Source organism: Paenibacillus sp. J31P13 (assembly GCF_056269295.1).
The window spans coordinates 397444-412322 of record NZ_JBWDNR010000003.1; the positions used below are offsets into that span (position 1 = coordinate 397444).

At 45.4% G+C, this 14879-nt stretch carries 17 protein-coding genes; 8 read left to right on the forward strand and 9 right to left on the reverse strand.

Annotation, left to right across the window (positions count from 1 at the left end; genetic code table 11):
• Positions 1 to 67 precede the first annotated feature (67 nt).
• Positions 68 to 796: a response regulator transcription factor gene (locus AC0YOD_RS12665; protein ID WP_475799660.1), complete on the forward strand. Its 729-nt coding sequence runs from the start codon at positions 68 to 70 to the stop codon at positions 794 to 796.
• A 273-nt stretch (positions 797 to 1069) separates the two neighbouring features.
• Positions 1070 to 2371, forward strand: a complete 1302-nt coding sequence (locus AC0YOD_RS12670) for a putative bifunctional diguanylate cyclase/phosphodiesterase (protein ID WP_475799661.1) — start codon at positions 1070 to 1072, stop codon at positions 2369 to 2371.
• Positions 2372 to 2484: 113 nt separating this feature from the next.
• Here AC0YOD_RS12670 and AC0YOD_RS12675 read toward each other — a convergent pair whose 3' ends face one another.
• The 3 genes from AC0YOD_RS12675 to AC0YOD_RS12685 all read right to left on the reverse strand — a co-directional run bounded on the left by AC0YOD_RS12675 (position 2485) and on the right by AC0YOD_RS12685 (position 5068).
• Positions 2485 to 2703, reverse strand: a complete 219-nt coding sequence (locus tag AC0YOD_RS12675; RefSeq protein WP_475799662.1) for a hypothetical protein — start codon at positions 2701 to 2703, stop codon at positions 2485 to 2487.
• 268 nt (positions 2704 to 2971) lie between these two features.
• Positions 2972 to 3868 carry a manganese catalase family protein gene (locus AC0YOD_RS12680; RefSeq protein ID WP_475799663.1) on the reverse strand — a complete coding sequence of 299 codons (897 nt, stop codon included), beginning with the start codon at positions 3866 to 3868 and terminating at the stop codon, positions 2972 to 2974.
• Between the two features lie 705 nt (positions 3869 to 4573).
• Positions 4574 to 5068: an NUDIX hydrolase gene (locus tag AC0YOD_RS12685; RefSeq protein WP_475799985.1), complete on the reverse strand. Its 495-nt coding sequence runs from the start codon at positions 5066 to 5068 to the stop codon at positions 4574 to 4576.
• Between AC0YOD_RS12685 and AC0YOD_RS12690 the strand changes: the two genes are divergently transcribed.
• Entirely contained in the window at positions 4997 to 5164 is a 168-nt protein-coding gene (locus AC0YOD_RS12690; RefSeq protein ID WP_475800002.1) for a hypothetical protein, read from the forward strand. The two genes, AC0YOD_RS12685 and AC0YOD_RS12690, sit on opposite strands and share 72 nt — an antisense overlap.
• Before the next feature lie 37 nt (positions 5165 to 5201).
• On the opposite strand, the gene mscL is transcribed toward AC0YOD_RS12690, so the two are convergent.
• On the reverse strand, positions 5202 to 5633 hold the full coding sequence (gene mscL, locus AC0YOD_RS12695; protein ID WP_475799986.1) for a large conductance mechanosensitive channel protein MscL: 432 nt from the start codon (positions 5631 to 5633) through the stop codon (positions 5202 to 5204).
• Between the two features lie 290 nt (positions 5634 to 5923).
• Between mscL and AC0YOD_RS12700 the strand changes: the two genes are divergently transcribed.
• Positions 5924 to 6997: an FUSC family protein gene (locus tag AC0YOD_RS12700; RefSeq protein ID WP_475799664.1), complete on the forward strand. Its 1074-nt coding sequence runs from the start codon at positions 5924 to 5926 to the stop codon at positions 6995 to 6997.
• 127 nt (positions 6998 to 7124) lie between these two features.
• Here AC0YOD_RS12700 and AC0YOD_RS12705 read toward each other — a convergent pair whose 3' ends face one another.
• The 4 genes from AC0YOD_RS12705 to AC0YOD_RS12720 all read right to left on the reverse strand — a co-directional run bounded on the left by AC0YOD_RS12705 (position 7125) and on the right by AC0YOD_RS12720 (position 9608).
• Entirely contained in the window at positions 7125 to 7424 is a 300-nt protein-coding gene (locus tag AC0YOD_RS12705; protein WP_475799665.1) for a transposase, read from the reverse strand.
• Positions 7425 to 7454: 30 nt separating this feature from the next.
• A complete protein-coding gene (locus tag AC0YOD_RS12710; RefSeq protein WP_166742865.1) occupies positions 7455 to 7598 on the reverse strand; it encodes a hypothetical protein in 144 nt (47 codons plus the stop codon).
• Positions 7599 to 7796: 198 nt separating this feature from the next.
• Positions 7797 to 8405 carry a TVP38/TMEM64 family protein gene (locus tag AC0YOD_RS12715; protein ID WP_475799666.1) on the reverse strand — a complete coding sequence of 203 codons (609 nt, stop codon included), beginning with the start codon at positions 8403 to 8405 and terminating at the stop codon, positions 7797 to 7799.
• A 6-nt stretch (positions 8406 to 8411) separates the two neighbouring features.
• Positions 8412 to 9608 (reverse strand): MFS transporter, encoded by a 1197-nt coding sequence (locus AC0YOD_RS12720; RefSeq protein WP_475799667.1) that lies wholly within the window; start codon positions 9606 to 9608, stop codon positions 8412 to 8414.
• 202 nt (positions 9609 to 9810) lie between these two features.
• On the opposite strand from AC0YOD_RS12720, the gene AC0YOD_RS12725 reads away from it, so the two are divergent.
• Positions 9811 to 10788, forward strand: a complete 978-nt coding sequence (locus AC0YOD_RS12725; RefSeq protein ID WP_475799668.1) for an aldo/keto reductase — start codon at positions 9811 to 9813, stop codon at positions 10786 to 10788.
• Between the two features lie 162 nt (positions 10789 to 10950).
• Here AC0YOD_RS12725 and ilvA read toward each other — a convergent pair whose 3' ends face one another.
• Positions 10951 to 12219, reverse strand: coding sequence for a threonine ammonia-lyase IlvA (gene ilvA, locus AC0YOD_RS12730; protein ID WP_475799669.1), 1269 nt, complete (start codon positions 12217 to 12219; stop codon positions 10951 to 10953).
• 159 nt (positions 12220 to 12378) lie between these two features.
• Here ilvA and AC0YOD_RS12735 point away from each other — a divergent pair, with 159 nt between their 5' ends.
• From AC0YOD_RS12735 to AC0YOD_RS12745, 3 genes are all read left to right on the forward strand, one after another.
• Positions 12379 to 12969, forward strand: coding sequence for a hypothetical protein (locus AC0YOD_RS12735; protein WP_475799670.1), 591 nt, complete (start codon positions 12379 to 12381; stop codon positions 12967 to 12969).
• A 297-nt stretch (positions 12970 to 13266) separates the two neighbouring features.
• The gene (locus AC0YOD_RS12740; RefSeq protein WP_475799671.1) at positions 13267 to 14067 is read left to right on the forward strand and encodes a hypothetical protein; all 801 of its coding nucleotides are present in this window, start codon (positions 13267 to 13269) and stop codon (positions 14065 to 14067) included.
• A 31-nt stretch (positions 14068 to 14098) separates the two neighbouring features.
• The gene (locus AC0YOD_RS12745; protein ID WP_475799672.1) at positions 14099 to 14551 is read left to right on the forward strand and encodes a flavodoxin; all 453 of its coding nucleotides are present in this window, start codon (positions 14099 to 14101) and stop codon (positions 14549 to 14551) included.
• Positions 14552 to 14879 lie beyond the last annotated feature (328 nt).

Below are 14879 nucleotides of genomic sequence, written 5' to 3' on the forward strand. Positions count from 1 at the left end.
TATAGTAGAGAAAGAGTTAGAGTCAAAATCCGACAGCAATCTTCAATCCTCAAAAAGGGTGACGACAATGTACAAAGTGCTGGTAATCGAAGATGACGTCATGATGAGTGATATGCTTTCCATGTATTTATCGGAAGAGGGCTATTCTGTCATGCAAGCGAATCGTGCTGACGATGGCTTGCGGCTGGCTGCCGAATTCAATCCTGATTTAGTGCTGCTGGATTTAATATTGCCTGATTTAGATGGGATGGAAGTATGTGCGCTCATTCGTAAGCGCTCTAATGTGCCGATTATGATTCTGTCGATGAAGAGTGAGGTATCCGAACGTGTGCAAGCCTTGAAAGCTGGAGCGGATGATTATATGTGCAAGCCTTTCAGCATGCATGAGATGACAGCTCGAGTGGAGGCTTTAATACGCCGTTCGAATACGATGCAGGCAGAGACGGCGCAGCAGATTGCGGTGACGGTCGAAACGGCTGACGAACGAGAGCCGATCCAGCTTGATTTTGAGAGACGGCTATTACTTGTTCGTGGTCAATTTGTTGAAACAACATTTTCAGAGTATGAACTTATGAAGCTATTTCTTGCTTATCCCGGAAAGGTATTTAGTAGAGAAGAGCTTATAAATGCGATACGCGGGTTTGATTCCTTTGTTACAGATCGCGCGATCGACGTGCATATTGTCAATCTTCGCAAGAAGATTGAACAGAACCCGAAGGAGCCGCGCCTGATTCGTACGGTTTGGGGCTTTGGTTACAAGTACACAGCCCAGCATACGAGCGCGAGCCAAAGCTAAGGGCAAGAGGTTATGGAATAATGAAAAAGACGTACAAACTGACAACAGTTTGTACGTCTTTTTTATTAATCACATGTATATTACAGCTGCTAAAGCTCATTAACAAGCGTAGGTCCACTCCATTGCTGAAGTGGATTTTTTTGCAAATGTAAGTATATAAAACTCCTTATTAAGATATCTAACAATGATCTAAACATATTTTCTTAATTTATCTAATACTTATATGGGAAAATTAATTTAAATAAACAAAGATTGGGATGGTGATCCAACAAAATGGATGCGTTGACCGGTATGCCTGGACGCATGGAAGCTTTTGCACAGCTTGAAGTAGCGGTAAATGTTGTACGTGCCACGGGTAAGCGGATGGTAGTAGCTTTGGTCGATTTGGATCGTTTCTATCGCGTAAATGAAAAAATGGGCACTGACTTCGGAAATCACGTGCTCCACATCATGAATGAGAGACTAGCAGCTGCAAGAACCGCTGCCTCGACAGTGAGTCGAATTGGAGGAAATAGGTTCTTGGTGGCCATGCCTGTCGAACACAGCGATAACAGCGGCTTTCAAGCGGTAGAAGTCATCAAAAATACTATTGAGCGCCCCATTGACGTTGAAGGAACTGAGCTTTATTTGACCTCAAGCATAGGCGCAACACTATACCCGCAGGATGGAAGAACGAGTGAACAGCTTATATGCCGTGCGGAATCTGCTCTTCATCTGTCAAAGTCACAAGGCGGCAATCGAGCGCTTTTTTATAATACAGAAGATACCCTTCGCCTTAACCGTCGTATTGATATTGAAGCGGAGCTTAGGCCAGCTTTATACTTGCGTCAATTCCATCTTAGCTATCAGCCTATCTACAGGATGGAGGAAGGCAAACTGAGAGGCTTTGAAGCATTGATTCGATGGAATCACCCGAAACTTGGGGAGGTCAAGCCCTCTGAATTCCTTACTGTTGCTGAGCAAAATGGTCTGATCATTCCTATTGGGGAATGGGTGCTGCGTGAAGCGTGCAGAATGCTATCGAGTATGGGGGAAGACGGATTAAGCGGTCTGATCATGTCCATTAATATCTCGCCGCTGCAATTACAGGACTCATCATTTTCACGTACGGTCCTTCATGTATTGGAGGAGTTTGGGCTTGAGCCTAGCGCTCTTGAGCTTGAAATTACAGAGAATAGCTTGATCTACAACTCTAGTGTAGCGATTTCGACGCTTAACTGGCTGCATGCGGCGGGTGTGCGAATTGTCATTGATGATTTTGGCACAGGCTACTCGTCCCTTGTGAATTTGAAACGATTGCCGATGCAATGCTTGAAGATTGATCGATCATTTATCAAAAGGATTCATTTAAAGAGCAGTGAGCGCATCATCGTAGAGGATGTTATTAAGCTGGTACACAAGCTCGGTCTTGAGGTTATAGCAGAAGGTGTGGAAAATAAGGAGCAATATAGGTTATTGAAGGAATGGGGTTGTGACTTTGTGCAAGGCTTCCTATGCGGTGAGCCTAAAGCTGAAGACATACTTGATTTAACGTTAATTAGCCAACCCGAGTATACCATGACAGTGTGCAGGTAGTGGATGTAGCTGCAATGCGGGCTCAGCCCGATTCACATATATGCTTAAATGAAAAAGATCTGAGTTCACATGCTGCATGTGAACTCAGATCTTTTTGTGTCTGTGTCGAGTCATTAGGATACTTCCAGATAAAGCTTTGTACCGTCGTTATATTGGAAAATAGCGACATCACGCACCATTTCGACTGATTTAATACGTCTCCATTTTTTACGGAAATCAAAATCTAATTCCATTTCGTACAATTTATGATTAAGCAATTCTAAAGATGCAGATTGTTCGCTAGGGTAGTAGACAGGGACTGAACGACTTTTGAAGGTAACGATTTTCATCATTTCCTATAACACCTCCGATCGATTTCCCCCATTCTAACGTAAATCCTTTAGCCCCTTATGAAACCCTCGTAAGGATATTGTTTATATTGCTTACAATTTCCTAACATATTGAGGATAGGAGTGGTATATAATCTTTTCTTCATAAAAGCTCTTACCACGCTTATCAAAATGTGAAACAAGCAGTTGCCTGCCCAATAGATGTTATGGACAACAAAGACCTCCAAATCGCTTTATGCGAATTAGGAGGTCTCCGTTGCTAATTATTTTGCTATAGGCCGGCATTCTTCTGAAGACGGCGCGCGATTTCCATGAAATCCTCTTGTGAGATGCCGGGAGCGAACTCTTCTGGCAGTTCGCCTAAGTCGGGCATAGGCGCACCTTGCGGTGCTCCTTGAATGACCTCAAGCGGAGCTCCGGTCAGCGGATTCTGGCCATTCCAGATGAGGACAATATCTTTGTAGTCATTAGGGCTGAACGTATACAGTTTGTTTCCAAGTCCCATTGCTTCGTATTTTCGTGCTGTTTCAAAGCTATTGTTGCTAAGGTCCGGTATGGGAATCATCTTCTTCACATCAACGCCTGTCGCAATCTCCAGTGCTTTTGCATAAGCCAATACATGCACGCCGCCTCGTACGAGCAGGTAACCGATCATTGCGCGTGCAGTCGGATGATCCGTCATTTCGTAGACACGCATCTTATGTGTTCTTGCGCCGCACTCTAAGAAAAAGTTATGCAGCAGATCGAGCACAAGGTTGCCGCTGCTGAATACATTATCACCTGTCCAAGCGCGTCCCATGGAATCACCAGGCATAGACGTTTGAGCTGTTTTGATGAAGAAATAGCTGTTTCGCTTGTTTACTCCTTCCTGAAGCGGGGCCGAATTCGGATCGCCAGGGGTTGTCGTACCGGTCAATACCATATTGATAGCTGTGGAAACAAGCTCGACATGGCCGAATTCCTCAGCTGTTATGCTCGATACAAGATCATAAAAGGGTTTAAGCTTTTTTTTCTCCCTAAAGTTAAAAGACTGATACATATAATTGTTTAACGTCGACATTTCACCGAATTTTCCTCCAAGCAGCTCTTGAACAGCCGCCGCAGCATTCGCATCTGCATACGGGGATGGGGGGAGCTCTATTTGAAGTCGATTCAATCGTTCAATCACGAGTCGGCTCACCTCTTTCAACGGAAATCATTTTATCCATATGTATGACAGGATTTGCAGACGTAGACCGATGATTGTCAAAAGGGACAGCCTATTGTCGAAAGGGCTTGCTCTTCTATTTCAGGAATAGGTTCCTTCCTACTGTTTATTGCATAAGCTAAAGGAGTTGGAGTGAAAATGGACTAAGCATGGAGGGGTCGAGGATGTCGTATATACCGAATTTTCCACAAGCGCTATTAGATGAGCATCGTATTTGGCATCATACGTATCATTTGACACCAGGGACGATGCCGCCGCCGGGATACGGAGAACGTTTCCTGCGATTTCATCGTGACTTTATCAATCGTGTATATAACTGGTATGACAGTCAGGGAATGGATAGGGGATTAATCGCGCCTTGGACTCAGATTCCGGATGGTATTCGGAGATCGTATTGCTTTAATCCTGCTGCGGAGCAGAGAGTGATGTATAATCCACGTTCATTTGCTACGAGAGATGAGCTTGGGAGCTTTATTGAAATGAATCTTCATGGCTGCTTCCACGAAATGGCGGCGCGGATCTATAATCAGCCGGAGCTGAATGACTTTGATCTCGCGCCGCGACATACGCAGTTCTATAACATTCATGGACTTATTGATCAATGGTATACCAATTGGGAACAGGCTTGGGGAGTGCGAGAGCCATCAACTAGTAACGGCGTCCAGATTAAGTACACTCGTGCAAAGCCCGCAGTATCTTCACGTAATAAGAAGGGTCGCGCGGCACGAATTGGTTCGCCTGTACGAAACGCTGGACTTGCTGCAGCTCGCCGGGTTTCTCCGAAAGCTCAACGCCAATTGCAGCGACCTGGACCCTCTGGCCTTCAAACATCGCGATCAGCTCATCAAGGTCAGCCTCGTACACACCGGCCACTTCTTCTGGCTGCAGTCGCAGCTCGTCGAGCGGTACTGAACAGACGAGGCCGAAGACATCGCTGACCTCACGGTCAATGAAGGGAACGCCTTTCACAACGCCGCTGACATCTTCGCGGATTTGTCCCAGCGGGATTAGCTGCTCGAAATCGACTGCTATGCCCAACTCCTCTTCAAGCTCCCGAACCGCTTCTTGAATGGTCTCGCCAGCTGTCAAATGTCCGGCAGCGGTGATATCGTAGCAGCCGGGATTGGTGTCCTTGCATGTCTGACGCAGCTGGAAGCTCACAAAACGAAGATCTCCATCGCGGCGCGTCAGCCAGCAGTGAAAGGAGCGATGCCAGTAGCCGTTCGCATGTGTTTGCGCGCGCGTTGCGGTGCCTAGCGGATGGAGCTGTTCGTCATAGATGTCGAACAGTTCCTCAGCCATGCGCTGCAGCCTCTAGCTGTGAAGTGCAGTGCTTGCAGCGTGTCGCTTTGATGGGCACCTTGGACAAGCAGTAAGGGCAATCCTTTTCTGTCACTTCGACAGGCGCCTCTGTTTTTTTCTCATTGCGACGTAGAATATTAATGACCTTAACAAGCATGAATATACAGAAAGCAACAATCAAGAAGTCCAGCATAACGTTAATGAATTGACCATAGGCAATGGCGGGTGCTGCGCTTAGATCAGCATTACTAGCAAGCCACTCATCTTTATGCACCAAGTAGATTTTCAAATCCTTAAAGTCTACTTTTCCTAAAATTCTGCCGATAGGCGGCATTATAATATCGTTCACTAGGGAACTGACGATTTTGCCAAATGCTCCCCCGATAATGACCCCGACTGCCAGATCGATGACGTTGCCTTTCATTGCAAACTCTTTAAACTCTTGAACAATTTTCAATATGATTCCTCCTAAGCTTAAGCTTATAACCTCTAGTATTGCCCGGCTCTATCAGGTCTATTCTATTATAATAGCGGAAGATTAAGAGATGGGGAACACCCTTTTTCTTATTCACTGTCTCGTTGCTGCACGGGATTATTGTCTAATAATTGCTTTGCAGGAGTGCATGTTTTAGAATATGTCCAAAGGGTCCTTAGCCATTATCTTTATAATCGTTGTTGTAGGCGTAGAGGGTTTAGATTGGAGACTGAATTATAATGACAATAGGTGCAAGGGTTTTGAAAACAGGTATGGCAGTCGCACTAGCCATCTATTTGAGCGGTATTTTTGGCTTCGCTTCTCCGCTAATGGCTGCAGTAGCTGCGATATTCACCATACAGCCATCTATCTATCGCTCTTGGCAAAATGTAGCTGATCAGGTACAGGCAAATTTGGTAGGTGCTCTCATTGCTATAGCTGCTGTGAGAATTTTCGGGCATACCCCGATTGCTGTAGGGCTTGTATGTATAATCGTAATCCTTTTAAGTATTCAATTAAAAATGGAAAGCACAATCGGATTAACGCTCGTCACTGTCGTTGCAATTATGGAAGCGCATGGTCAAGGCTGGGAGGCGGCTACAACTCGTTTCCTAATGGTGTTGACGGGTATCGGCGCTTCATTCGTTGTTAATGTATTCGTGTTCCCGCCTAGACCAAGACGGCAATTTACAGAGCAAGTACATCAGGCGTATAGCCAGCTCTCGCTGCTGCTGCGCACATCAGTCTCGAATGAAATGAAGGAGCAGGTATTCGAGAAGGAGAAGGATCGTCTGCTTGGCACCTTGCAAAAGCTGCAAGAGCGGTATACGGTTTTTGAAGAGGAGCGCAAGGTACTGGCTCGGACGAGAAAAAGTCATGCTAGGCAGCTTATCGTATCCAAACAAATGATTAAGACTTTGCAAAAAGGCGCCGATCTCATTGAGGTTGTGGAGGAGCATTACTTTGCTTCATCAGGGCCAGGAGAATGGTCTGTACGTTTCGATCGTCAAATTGAAGATTTGACTAAATATCATGAGCATATACTGCTGAAGGCTGAAGGGAAGATGAAGCCGAATGCTTTAATCGAGCCGGAGGAAGAACAAGAGGATCAGCTGGTCAAGGATTTGAGTGCGTATATTCAAAGGAATCCAGATGAGAATAAGCGGCTTGTATTTGTTGCATCCGGCATATTTGAATATGGGTTTCATCTGCGGCGCTTGGACAAGCTGCTTGATCAAGTAAAGCAGCGCGAGGTTAACGACAAGCGTGTCCCTGATGAGATGGAGCAAGAGGTCAATGAAGCAGGGCTTTAGATCATTAATGATTAGGCTTGCAAATGGTTAATGCATAGTACTATTAACGGAATTATGGATTGGAAAACGGCAGACTGCAGGGGAGCTCTTTAGCTTGACCCACAGTCTGCCGTTTTTTTAATAGGACCTACATGTCATCGTCTGTCTTATTGCTGCCTTCGTGACGGCGCGGGTGCTGCATATGCGCTTCTGGATTATTGTCATCATCATGCGGCACTAAGCGCGGATCGGTATGTCCTTCGTGATGATTATTGAAATAGACCTCAACGAGCTGCCACTCCGTCGCGCCTAGCATCGGATCAGCGGGAAACTCATCCCCGATTTCGAGTTGCTCTTGACGACCCCATTCATTTTTATAGACGCCTTTAACTTCTACGATTTCGCCGGATACCGGCTGCATCTCATTATGATTATTTTGCTCGCCCATTGGTTCAACCAAACCTCCTATGCTTTGTGCTTATAGTCCATGCTTCGGCACGGCTGCACGATCCGCTTCTGATTGCAGCTCACTTGCAGAATGTTTGCTGGCTTCATTTCGGTCAGCTAATGACTGTGCTTTACTGGCCTTTTTTTGTAGATCAGATGGCTGTTTGCCTGACATAAAATCACTCTCCTGAAGGATGATGTAGAGCTAGCGCTTTATCTTCTCTAGAAGATCCTCAACAGTTTGCCACAAAAGGAAGAAATGTATGAGCGCAGAAGAAAATGTACGACTAGGCACGAGAAATAAAAGAAGCACCAAGCTGAATTCAGCTTGGCGCTCGTCTTTTGAAATAGATATCATATACTATGTATTCATTTACCCGTTGACTTGATAGCGTGATTCCAGTCTTTTCCCACCAAACCACATGACAAGCACAGCGGTAATCGTCACGAAAATACGCCAAGGCTCATGAATGAGATTGCCGATATCAAAGCTGATTAGCGAGATACTAAAAATCATAACGGCCTTGCCAAGCAGCATGGAGAGCAAAAAGGTTTTGAAGGGAACCTTGCTCAGTCCGGAAACTACAGTTATAACAATAGAAGGCGTGAATGGAAAACAAGCAAGCAGAAATAAAGGGGTGAAGCCCTTATGCTCTACCCAGTTGAAAAAACGTTCTGATTTTGGAAAACGCTTCTCTAATTTGCCCTTTACATTACGACCTAGCTTACGGCTGATCCAGAACACGGACACTGCGCCTGCAGTAACACCGATCCAAGAAAATAAAAAACCTAAGCCAAGGCCATATATATTGGCGTTAGCCGCAATAATGAGTATTAACGGTAAGAAAGGTAGGAAGGATTCAACCATTGGCAGCAGGATACCGGGTAAGGGTCCCCACTGTGAATAGCTTTGCAGTGTCCATTGAATCGAGTCGAGATCCAAATGCTTAATATATTCCAACCAATTATGCCAATCATTCATTGATCTCTAACCCCGTTCTACTTGTTTGTCGCCTGTCCCAAATGCTTGAAAAGGGAACCATAAATAAAAGACGCTTATGATTCCGAATAAGGTTGCACTTACCCAAAAAACGGCTGTCTCTCCGCTCCAAGCCGCGATAAAACCGCCGGCTATCGGACCAATCATGACGCCAATACCCTCGATAGTGGACAAAATCCCCCATCCGAGTCCCTCTTGCTTAGGGGGAACATAAGCGGCAAGCAGCGCATTCCATGCCGGAAGCACAGCAGCGTAAGATACACCAAGCGCAACCGCTATTAGTAAACAATACCAGAACGTAAAGCCGTAGGCTAGCAGGTATAAAGCCAAAGCGAAAATAGCGAATCCAATAACGAGAAACCACTTTTTCCCGCCAAGCCTGTCAGAAAGTTTGCCCATCGGTATTAATCCAGCAGCAGCACATAAACCGCCAACCGTGAGCAGGATGGAATACTGAGCTCCCGATAAGCCAAGTTTATGGTCGGCGAAGCTCGGCAGAATCGGCACGAGCATACTCGCGCCTGTCGTCTGCAAAATCATCCCCGGAAGCAGCAGCTTCATATGCTGAAGTCTTTCCTTAAGAATAGCGAATTGCTGAGTTAACGGCAACCTGTTCGGTGTTACTACTCGTTCTCTGCTCATAAAGAAAGCGAGCAGGCAGGCGATCACAGACAAGCTGACAAGCAGCTGGTACGTAAACGATACGCTCCGATCCAGCAAAATATTACAAACAATAGGACCGCTCCCAAGCGCAATCATCCAAATGGTATAAAGAGCGCCCATTTGAGTGGCACGATTCTCCTCTGTTACCTTCGTTAGACATACAATCCACAGCGGAGACATACCGATTCCGTAGAGGGCAGCGGCTCCAATGAACAGCCAAGGCAACTCAGCAAACTGAAGCAAGTAGACCCCCGCGAGCGATAAAATAAGTCCAGTCTGCACGACAATGCGGACGGAAAACCGATCGAGCAAATAGCCAATGACCATTTTCAGCAAGGTATCGGTTATATAATGAGCAGAAATGGCAACACCTATAACATCGGACGTCAGTCCCAAGGTTTTGGCGCCATAAATGGGGAGCAAGCTGACGAGAACTGCTCCTCTTACAAATATGATAATAAACAAAATGACGGCGTAAAGCCGCATCTCCGCTCCAAAAAAAACGTTGTTATTTTTTCGCAAGGACAGGCTCCTTATCTATACATGTGATGAGAACCATTTTGTTTTGTTTATATTGGTTAATATGCCCATATTTCCAGATGCTCAGTAAGCGTGGATGAAAATAGTTTGGTAAGGCGAGTGCCGATAAAATTTGGTTAGTATGTGTAAGTTTTGTATAATGTAGAAGTAATCCATCCTATCAAATTGAGGGAGCGATGAAAGTATGCAATATACGAATTTAGGTAAATCAGGGCTTAAGGTAAGTCGATTATGCTTGGGGACAATGAATTTTGGTGTAGACACGGATGAAAAGGACTCATTTCGTATTTTGGATGCAGCTTTAGATGCAGGGATTAATTTTATTGATACAGCCAACATTTACGGCTGGGGTGAGAATGCAGGACGTACAGAAGAAATTATCGGAAAATGGTTTCAACAAGGCGATGGGCGTCGCGAGCGTACAGTGCTGGCTACAAAAGTCTATGGCGATATGCATGATCAGCATGACGGACCTAACCGTGAGGCAGGCTTGTCCGCTTATAAAATCCGCAGACATTTGGAAGGATCACTCAAGCGTCTGCAAACCGATCATATAGAGCTTTATCAAATGCATCATGTCGATCGCAATGCTAACTGGAGTGAATTATGGGGAGCTTTCGAAATTGCGGCTGCCCAAGGCAAAATAGGCTACATAGGCTCCAGCAATTTTGCGGGATGGGATATTGCAGTTGCCCAAGGCGAAGCAAAGGCAAGGGGCTCTCTCGGACTTGTATCTGAGCAGCATAAGTATAATCTGCTTTGCCGTCTTCCAGAGCTGGAAGTATTGCCGGCTTCGCAAGCGCTCGGTCTTGGTGTAATCCCTTGGAGTCCGCTTGATGGGGGCTTGCTTGCGGGTAATCAACGTCGTAAGGATGGCGGTCGCCGAAGCAGCGATACGAAGCGCTTTGAGCAGCATCGTGAACAGCTTGAAGCGTATGCGGCATTTTGTGATGAACTGGGTGAGCCCGAGGATCTTGTATCACTCGCATGGTTGCTCTCTAATCCTGCTGTGACAGCACCGATCATTGGTGTTCGTACGCTCGATCAATTTGAACGCTCCCTTCGTGCAGTGGAAATCGAGCTGGATGAATCCGCGCTCAAACGCATCGATGAAATCTTCCCTGGTCCAGGCGGCGACGCACCGCGCGCTTATGCTTGGTAAAGTAAATGAACGTATAGACAGCAGATAACTTCACTAATGACTAGTGATAGGCTAAATTATGCTTAATTACAAACAAGAGGGTGTCCCAGCAGCGGTTTCGCTTCTGGGACACCCTCTTGGTATTAGGATAATCTTCATATTTAGAACTGCGTCATGCCAAAATTAGATGAGCAAATTAAACAAGACAGGATCTTTGTTCAGCTCTACGAATTGAAAGCCTTTTTTGGTCATACGCTCTACGAGCGGCTCATAGTCATTACGATCTTTCAGCTCGATACCGACGAGAGCAGGTCCGTTGTCTTTATTGGACTTTTTCGTATACTCGAAACGTGTAATATCGTCATAGGGGCCCAGCACCTTATCAAGAAACTCTCTTAAAGCTCCGGCTCGCTGAGGGAAGCTAAGCATGAAATAATGCTTATAACCCTCATAAATGAGCGAACGTTCCTTGATTTCCTGCATGCGATCCACATCGTTATTACCGCCGCTCACGACGCATACGACGGTTTTGCCTGCAATTTCATCGCGATAAGCTTCAAGCGCTGCAATGGGCAAAGCGCCTGCTGGCTCAGCTACAATCGCATTTTCGTTATAGAGGTCGAGCATCGTTGTACATACTTTGCCTTCTGGGACTGTTATTACATCGTCAAGCAAGTCTCTGCAGATCTCATAGGTGAGATCACCGACACGCTTAACAGCAGCGCCGTCAATGAACTTATCTATCTGGTCCAGCGGAGTAACCTCGCCGGCATCCAGCGAAACGCGGAGCGAGGGTGCACCCTGTGGCTCTACGCCAATGACCTTCGTTGAAGGTGAAACAATTTTCACATAGGATGCTACGCCAGCAGCGAGACCGCCGCCGCCAACGGTCACAAATACAAAGTCAGGTACCGAATCGGCAGCTTCCATAAACTCTTGGCCAACCGTTCCATTTCCCGCTATGATTTTGCGATCATCGAAGGGGTGAACGAATGCCATGCCGCTTCGTGTGCTCTCAGCCATCGCTTCATCATAGGCATCATCAAAGGTATCGCCTGTCAAAATAACTTCAACGAAAGAGCCGCCAAAGAAGGAAACCTGTGTTACCTTTTGGCGAGGCGTGGTGCTTGGCATATAAATTTTGCCGGGGATACCCAGCGCTTGGCAGGAATAAGCGACACCTTGCGCGTGATTTCCCGCACTGGCACACACGACACCCTTGGCTAGTGTCTCGGGATCAAGCGAGCACATGAGGTTGTAAGCACCGCGTATTTTGAAGGAACGGACAATTTGCTGGTCCTCCCTTTTCAGTAGAACGTTGCAGTTGTACCTTTCAGACAAAACGCGATTATATTGGAGCGGCGTACGCGTAATGACGTCTTTTAAATGCATTTGAGCTTGAACGATTTCTTCAAGTCCAATGCGGTATTGTGATGCGTTACTCGTGTTCATTGGCGTACATCCTCTCGGTTAATGAATGATTATGATCAATGATTTGATTCATTATAGCACTATCAAAGTACGCGCATGTAGCTGTTAAATGATTTATTTTTGAAAAATAGGTTTAAAATGATGGATGATAGCTTGTTAGTGCTCTAGGAGGAATACTGGATGGGGAAATTAGTAAAAAGATTATTCATCGTATTATTAATCATTGTTCTGGTGCTTGGAGGCGCGATCTGGTGGGGGATTTCCTATATTGCGCCGGATGAGCAGCTTGATATGAGCTACACTTCGATTGATGTGAAGGAAAAGGCATTGTCCATGGTCAAGAAATTCAAGCCGGAGCTTGTCCTTACGGAATCCGACATGAACAATCTGATCAAAATGAATCTAATCAGTAAATATGATAGCGGATCTTCAGCAGCTCCTTCTATAGAACTGAGAGAAAATGTTCGCTTGAACGGAGCGTCCTTCGAATTGGAGGAGAATAAATTGATCGCGCACTTAAATATTACATATAGAGATCGTATTCCTGCAGCACTCCAAGCGGAATATGGCATGGAATGGGAGTCGCCTAATTTTATTTTAAGACCGCAGTCATTATCTCTGAAGGGAATGGCATTGCCGCTTAGCATGCTGGAGACCATTGTCGTTCCAATTGATTTGCCAGCGCAGGATGTGGTTAAAGTGAATGATGTTCAATTTCTACAGGATCAGATTAAAATATTATTTAAAATACAGCTTCACTTTAATTTGTAGCAAACTCATAGAGGGGCAAGCCTTTGTGGAAATCAAGCAGACAGTCTAAGGAAATTCCTTGGGCTGTCTTTTTTTATTAGTCAGTGAATCGGTAGTGAAGTTGGTAAAGAAAGGTTTTGAATAAGGGGAAGGAAGCGAGCTATCGAGAAAGACATTGACAATGAATTTGAGAATGGTTATCATTTAGTCTATGGTTATGATAATGATTATCACTGAGAAAAATGGCGAAGAAGAACATATCGGATCAAAAATATACAACAAGAGAATGAGTGAAATTATTTTGAAGGAGAGAGAGATATGAAGACGGAAACAAGCAAGCCTTGGAATTGGCTGCTCTTTCCTTTCTCATCAGTGAAAGCGAGTCCGGACGGGTTGTTCGCAGCTTCAGTCGGTCATGGTGTCTATCACATCGATGGAGAGGGCGAATGGGATAAACTCGATCAAGGGCTCTCGGATACGAGCAATGTGAATCGGCTGCAGCTGCAGCATGATTTGCTTCACGCCTGCACGAGCACAGGAATGTATGAATGGAATGGGGATGCATGGGAGCATGACGGACTCGATATTCCATGCTATCAGTATCGTAAAATCGGCGGTAACAGCTATGCGGCAACGGAAGATGGCTTATGGTCAAAAGGAAGCTATGAATGGGAGAAGATAGCCTGCCCAGATAAACGTGTCTATGATTTTATTAATTTGCCTCAATATCTCATAACTGCGCATGACAGCGGCATTTCATTATATGACCGATTTATGGATGATTGGGCACATTTTGAGCTTCAAACGAGCGTGACGAGTCTGGTTGTCTTCAGAGGTCATCTGGTTGGCACGAGTGAGAAAGGTGAGCTGCTCATCGGTGATAAGAAGGGTAATATTGAACGAATTCGCTACGGTAAGCTGTTTATATTTGCTGTGATCGCTCAAGGGAGAGAGGTCTACGTATGTACGGACAGAGGGTTATACCGGCTTACTTATTTGTATAAGGGCATTTCATTGCTTTCGGTCAAACTGGGCTGTCCCGTAACGGACATTGATGTGCAGGGTGATCAGCTTCATATGGCTACTATTTTTGAGGGTATTCAAACGATAAACGTGTAAGAAAGCAGACAGGAAGTAGGAGGGATGATGGGTGACAAAAATCATTGTAGTCTATGCAAGCATGACAGGGAATACAGAGGAAATGGCTGCAGCCATTGTAGAAGGAGCGAAGGAAGCTGGCGCTATGGTTGTTGCCAAGGAAGCCTTTGATGCCAGCGCATCTGAGCTTAAAGACTATGACGGCATTATTGTTGGAGCTTATACGTGGGGAGACGGGGAGCTGCCGGATGAGTTTCTCGATTTTTACGAGGAGCTGAAGAGCTTGGATTTGAGCGGCAAAAAAGCAGCAGTATTCGGTTCAGGCGATACCTCGTACCCCATTTACTGCGGAGCTGTTGATATCATAGAAGCAAAGCTTAAGGAGCTGGGTGCGGAGATCGTTTGTGAATGCATTAAATTTGAATACGATCCATCGGAATCAGAGAAGGAGCAGGGAAGATCGCTTGGCCGACAAGTAGCGAGTCAATCAGTCTTTGCAAGCTAAGAGGGATAAAAGATAGGGAGCAGTTGTAAGAAAATATTAATGAATATCATATTGGTTTCTTGAAGCCATTAGTCAACCTCGGCCGTATCTACTAGGATACAGCCGAGGTTTTGTTTTGCTGTAGACAAATGAAATGATTTTCAAGTAACATGGGCAGTAGTATTTTTGCATATTTACACATGGAAGTATGAGTTTTGTAGCGCAAAACTTAAGTGAGAGTTTACGAAGAGAGTTTTGCTATGCCAAACTAAAGTGAAAGCTTACGAAGAGAGTTTTGCTATGCCAAACTAAAGTGAAAGCTTATGAAGAAAGTTTTGCTGCGCAAAAC

Bases quoted from the DNA above. Each gene is read 5' to 3' on its own strand.
- AC0YOD_RS12700 (WP_475799664.1), top strand. From the start codon at position 5,924: ATGACAATAGGTGCAAGGGTTTTGAAAACAGGTATGGCAGTCGCACTA.
- AC0YOD_RS12705 (WP_475799665.1), bottom strand. From the start codon at position 7,424: ATGGGCGAGCAAAATAATCATAATGAGATGCAGCCGGTATCCGGCGAA.
- AC0YOD_RS12740 (WP_475799671.1), top strand. From the start codon at position 13,267: ATGAAGACGGAAACAAGCAAGCCTTGGAATTGGCTGCTCTTTCCTTTC.
- AC0YOD_RS12675 (WP_475799662.1), bottom strand. From the start codon at position 2,703: ATGATGAAAATCGTTACCTTCAAAAGTCGTTCAGTCCCTGTCTACTAC.
- AC0YOD_RS12710 (WP_166742865.1), bottom strand. From the start codon at position 7,598: ATGTCAGGCAAACAGCCATCTGATCTACAAAAAAAGGCCAGTAAAGCA.
- AC0YOD_RS12690 (WP_475800002.1), top strand. From the start codon at position 4,997: ATGTCCGGCAGCGGTGATATCGTAGCAGCCGGGATTGGTGTCCTTGCA.
- AC0YOD_RS12715 (WP_475799666.1), bottom strand. From the start codon at position 8,405: ATGAATGATTGGCATAATTGGTTGGAATATATTAAGCATTTGGATCTC.
- AC0YOD_RS12725 (WP_475799668.1), top strand. From the start codon at position 9,811: ATGCAATATACGAATTTAGGTAAATCAGGGCTTAAGGTAAGTCGATTA.
- mscL (WP_475799986.1), bottom strand. From the start codon at position 5,633: ATGAAAGGCAACGTCATCGATCTGGCAGTCGGGGTCATTATCGGGGGA.
- AC0YOD_RS12735 (WP_475799670.1), top strand. From the start codon at position 12,379: ATGGGGAAATTAGTAAAAAGATTATTCATCGTATTATTAATCATTGTT.
- ilvA (WP_475799669.1), bottom strand. From the start codon at position 12,219: ATGAACACGAGTAACGCATCACAATACCGCATTGGACTTGAAGAAATC.
- AC0YOD_RS12665 (WP_475799660.1), top strand. From the start codon at position 68: ATGTACAAAGTGCTGGTAATCGAAGATGACGTCATGATGAGTGATATG.
- AC0YOD_RS12670 (WP_475799661.1), top strand. From the start codon at position 1,070: ATGGATGCGTTGACCGGTATGCCTGGACGCATGGAAGCTTTTGCACAG.